Source organism: Actinomyces sp. 594 (assembly GCF_019325145.1).
In the GTDB taxonomy this organism is placed as follows: Bacteria; Actinomycetota; Actinomycetes; order Actinomycetales; family Actinomycetaceae; genus Actinomyces.
Genome location: NZ_PIZC01000007.1, coordinates 24,334 through 29,341, shown reverse-complemented (window position 1 = coordinate 29,341; position 5,008 = coordinate 24,334). Strand labels below are relative to the sequence as shown.

Annotated in this window: 2 protein-coding genes and 1 pseudogene; 1 reads left to right on the top strand and 2 read right to left on the bottom strand. The window is 66.7% G+C overall.

Going from position 1 to position 5,008, the window contains the following annotated elements; all coding sequences use genetic code 11:
- Positions 1–454 precede the first annotated feature (454 nt).
- On the top strand, positions 455–1,207 hold the full coding sequence (locus tag GZ998_RS00430; protein ID WP_161923479.1) for a CPBP family intramembrane glutamic endopeptidase: 753 nt from the start codon (positions 455–457) through the stop codon (positions 1,205–1,207).
- Positions 1,208–1,447: 240 nt separating this feature from the next.
- Here GZ998_RS00430 and topA read toward each other — a convergent pair whose 3' ends face one another.
- A complete protein-coding gene (gene topA / locus GZ998_RS00425) occupies positions 1,448–4,402 on the bottom strand; it encodes a type I DNA topoisomerase (protein ID WP_219108285.1) in 2,955 nt (984 codons plus the stop codon).
- Between the two features lie 163 nt (positions 4,403–4,565).
- Positions 4,566–5,008 (bottom strand): annotated as a pseudogene (locus GZ998_RS00420) (diguanylate cyclase); the annotation flags it as partial.

Here is a 5,008-nt window from a genome sequence, read left to right as displayed (position 1 = left end):
ACCCAGGGCCTCCCAGAATCTCACGACTTCTGACACTCCCAGATGTCATGAGATCCAACAGTCCCAGAAGTCATGAGACATCACAGTACCTTTCGGTGACGCGACGTACCCCTACCGTACGAACCGTCACCACCAGGTACGAATCGTCGACCAGAACGTACGAACCGTCGCGAGAACGTACGAACCGTCAACCATGGGCACGCGAACCACCGGTCAGAGTGTACGAACCACCGCGCCAGTACAGCCCCGGACACCGACCGCCACTCCCCACACGCCACGACCACCGCTCCACACACGCCACAACCGCCACACCCAGCACGCCAACCCACCCAGGCACGCGCACCAGCCACCAAACGGCGAACCACCACACCCACAAACCGGAGGAACCCCACGAAATCTTCGAGTTGGAACCCGATTTCCAATGACCAACTAACAGATGCTATAAGGAGGCACTATGCCAAAGACCGACACCGCGCGCGCCGCGCTCAAGTCCTCCCTCCTCTACATCCTCGCCATGGGGATCGCGAACCTGACCGTTCGCCACCTCTTCAACACGAGTTACAACGATCCCGGTTATGCGAGGGCCATGCTTCCGTTCTTCTGCCTGCTGGCCCTGGGCGCGGTCGGCTGCTTCCTCGCTCTGCGAAAGCAGCTGCCCGCTCCCACCGGTCCGAGGAGCTACACGCTCTTCCTGGTGATCTTTGTGCCGGTCGTCGGCATGGCGGCCTACTACCTACTGACTAACGGGCAGCTGAGCGCCGCATTCATGACGCCGCTGGCGGTGGCGTTCCTGGTGGGACTTGCAGAGGAGACAATGTTCCGCCGCGTCCTTTACACCGCCTACTTGGGTGAGCCCAACGGCAGGCGCGTCAACGGCGCCCTGCTCGTCTCCGCAACCATGTTCAGCCTGCTCCACGCGGTGAATATCCTCGCCGGGCAGCCCCTGACCGGCACACTGTCGCAGCTGGTGTCAACCTTCATCGCCGGACTGTTCTACGCGCTCATGTACGACTACACCAAGAGCATCGGCCTGCTGGTAACCGCCCACTTCCTGTGGGACTACATCCTTCTGAGTGATGCGCCCGTGAAGATTCCTGCCATCAGCATCGCCATGGGGGCGCTTACGGTGGTTGAATTCGTCATCACGCTCGTCCTCATCCTCAAGAGGCGGAAGCAGGAGGCGATTGCACCTTCTCAGAGCGCCTAACAGCGCCTAACAAGCCAAGGCGTCCTCAGCGGCGCCCACATTGCAGCCTGTGGCCGGAGTCGGGTCACAGGCTGCCGCATTATTCGGAGGCGTCCCGACTCGCACCGTTTTTCATGACAGCACGTCCGGAGCGGCTGCTGAAGTCTCAGCCAGGATGTCCACCGATCCGACCGACTCCCGGGCAACCCCGCCGCAACCACACCCCAAAGTGCGGTGAGCCGGCGAGCCGGGCAGCCTGATTCAGCCGCTCGTTTTACTGGTGGTGGACTTCTTCGCGGTCGCCCTCTTGGTGGTGGTCCTCTTAGCCGTGGTCTTACGGGTCGTGCGCTTCTTGGCCGGTCCCTTAGCGCGCTTCTCCGCGAGCAGCTCATAGGCGCGCTCGGGAGTGACCGTGGCCGGGTCATCATCACGACGCAGCGTCACGTTCGTCTCCCCGTCGGTGAAGTACGGGCCGAAGCGGCCGTCCTTGATCACCACCTGACGCCCCGTGGCCGGATCGGTGCCGAGTTCCCGCAGGGGGCCGCGGGCAGCCGCCTGACCACGGCGCCGCTTGGGCTGGGCGAACAGCTCCAGCGCCTGCTCCAGGGTCACCGTGAACAGCTGCTCCTCGCTCTCCAACGAGCGCGAGTCAGTGCCCCGCTTCAGGTAGGGCCCGTAGCGGCCGTTCTGCGCCGTGATGTCAACACCTTCGGCGTCCTGGCCAACCACGCGCGGCAGGCTCAGCAAGTCGAGGGCCTGTTCCAAGGTAACGGTGGCCAAGTCCATCGACTTAAACAGTGAGGCAGTACGCGGCTTGGGTCCCTTCCGGGCCCGGCGGGCAGTCTTGGTACCGCTCCTCGACGACGCCGAGCCGGCCGCAGCCTCCGCCTCACCGGTCTCCGGCTCAGGCAGGATCTCGGTGACATAGGGGCCGTAACGGCCATCCTTAGCCACGATGGTGTGCCCGGTGGACGGGTCGGTGCCGAGTTCGCGCCCGTCATCGGCAGCGCGGGTGAACAACTCCTGCGCCTTGGCCACGGTTAGCTCGTCGGGCGCCAGATCGCCGGGCACATTGGCGCGTTTGCCCTCGGCGTCCTCCAGGTAGGGCCCGTAGCGGCCCACGCGCAGGGTGATGCCCTCACCGATGTCAATAGAGTTGACGGCGCGGGCATCGATCTCACCCAGCCCGTCAACCAGGGCCTTGAGCCCCTGGCTCTCCCCCGCAGGCCCCGCTGCCGCGGGCGCCGGTCCCGACGCCGCAGCGTCGTTCACGCCCGCACCCGCCTGCCCCTGCGGCCCGTAGTAGAAGTGGGTGAGCCAGTCGACCCGGTCCTCCTCGCCGGAGGCGATACGGTCCAGGTCTGCCTCCATGGAGGCGGTGAAGTCGTAATCGACCAGCTCGCTGAAGTTCTCTTCCAGCAGCCGGGTAACCGCGAAGGCCAGCCAGGTGGGCACCAGTGCCTGGCCACGGTGCTCAACGTAACCGCGGTCGGAGATGGTGGACATGATGGAGGCGTACGTGGACGGCCGGCCGATCTCCCGCTCCTCCAGGGCCTTGACCAGGGAGGCCTCCGTGTAGCGGGGCGGCGGCGTGGTCTCGTGCCCGGCGGCCTCGGCAGCCAGTGCGGCCAGCTCCTGCCCGGCGATCATGGCCGGCAGGCGCACCTCCCGGTCCTTGCCCGCCTTCGCGGCGGCGGCCCCGCCGGCTCCGGCGCCCTCACCCGCCGCAGCGGCATCGGCGCTGCCCGCCACCGCGGGCGTGTTCTCCGACTCGTAGCGCTCAGCATCACGCCCCTCCTCGTATGCGGCCAGGAAGCCACGGAAGGTGATGACTGTGCCCGAGGCGCTGAGGGAGGCAGTGCTGAAGGTAATGCCGGCATCGCGGGAGCCGCCGTCCGCGGGGCGCAGCGGCACGTCCACCCGCACGGTAGCCGTGGAGCCGGTGGCATCGGCCATTTGGGAGGCGACCGTGCGCCGCCAGATCAGCTCGTACAGTCGGAACTGGGCGCCGGTAAGCTGGCCGGACACCTGGGCGGGGGTGCGGAAGTGGTCGCCGGCGGGCCGGATCGCCTCGTGGGCCTCCTGGGCACCCTTGGTCTTGGTGGCGTACACGCGCGGCTTCGGCGCGACGTACTCCGCGCCGTACAGCTCGGCCACCTGACTGCGAGCGGCGGCGACGGCCTGCCCGGACAGCACCGTGGAGTCGGTACGCATGTAAGTGATGAAGCCGTTCTCATACAGGGCCTGCGCCACCCGCATGGTCTCGCGCGGGTTCATGCGCAGCTTGCGGCTCGCCTCCTGCTGCAGGGTGGAGGTGGTGAAGGGTGCCGCCGGGCGCCGCCGGTAGGGCTTGTCCTCCACCTCGGCAACGCGCGGCACGGCGCGGGTGATGGCGTCGGCGACGGCGCGAGCGGCCCCCTCATGCAGGTGCACGGTTCCCGCCTTGACGGCGGCAGGCCGCAGTACCCCGGCGTCGGTGAAGTCACGCCCTGTGGCCACGCGCCGCCCGTCCAGGGCGGTCAGGCGCGCAGTGAACGAGCTGTCCACCGCGGTGGGCCGCAGTGAGCTGCCGGCGGCCAGGTCGGTGGACAGCTGGGCCTCCACTCCCCAGTAGCCGGCGGGCTTGAAGGCCATGCGCTCGCGCTCACGCTCGACCACCAGGCGCGTGGCCACCGACTGCACGCGCCCGGCGGACAGGCCGGCACGCACCTTGCGCCACAGCACGGGGCTGACCTCGTAGCCGACCAGCCGGTCCAGGATGCGGCGGGTCTCCTGGGCGTCCACCCGGTGCGTGTCCAGGTCACGCGTGTTGCTCAGGGCGCGGGTGACTGCCTCCTTGGTGATCTCGGTGAAGGTCATGCGCTTGACCGGCACCTTGGGCTTGAGCACCTCCAGCAGGTGCCAGGCGATGGCCTCCCCCTCGCGGTCATCATCGGTGGCCAGGTAGAGCTCGTCGGCGTCCTTGAGGGCCTTGCGCAGCTGCGTGACCGTCTTCTTCTTGTCTGGGTTGACCACGTAGTAGGGCTTGAATCCGTCGGTTACGTCGACAGCGAACTTGCTGTACGGGCCCTTCTTCTCGGCTGCGGGCAGCTCGGACGGCTGGGCCAGGTCACGAATATGGCCGACCGAGGCCTCGACGTCGAAGTCCTTGCCCAGGTATCCGGCAATGGAGCGGACCTTGTTGGGGGACTCGACGATGACGAGCTTGGTGGACACAAGCGACCTTTCTTATGCAGACCATGGACACCCTGGGGTGAGACGTCACGACCGCCACGCTCCCTCAGAGGTGACGGCGGGAGCGGGATGGGACCCGACCCATGGTGAGGTTAACGTATCTCAGTTGACAGCAACACAACGGTGTCGCGACGACCACTATGACTCAAGGCATTCTTGCCAGCGCCTCGCGGACCGTCGCCACGCGGTCGCGGATAGCGGACGCATCCAGGGTAACGACTGCACCACGCGCTTTGGCCGCCAATTCAGCCAGGGAGGACGTCTCCGGGAACCCCGTATCGCTCAGCTCCACCGCCTCCTGAAGAAGCGCCTGGACATCAACATCCTCATCCAGCGGTAGCGCGCCCTCGTCCTGCAGGGCGCGAATCCAACGCTGAAACGGGCGATTGATCCGGTCCAGATCGGACACTACCGAACGCATGTCCGTATCCAGGCGCTCCACCAGATCCGCGGCGTTCTGACACGATGGCACCAACGGCTCCAGATCTGCCAGAAGCGCCTCGGCGAGGTCGCCGATCGCCGTGCTGGAGTCGCTGTCCTCCCCATCAAGAACCGCGGCGGCAAAGACGCCCGTCATCAAGGTGTGCA

What these genes read in the sequence shown, in the direction of transcription:
- GZ998_RS00430 (WP_161923479.1), top strand. Translation starts at nt 455, where the DNA reads ATGCCAAAGACCGACACCGCGCGCGCCGCGCTCAAGTCCTCCCTCCTC.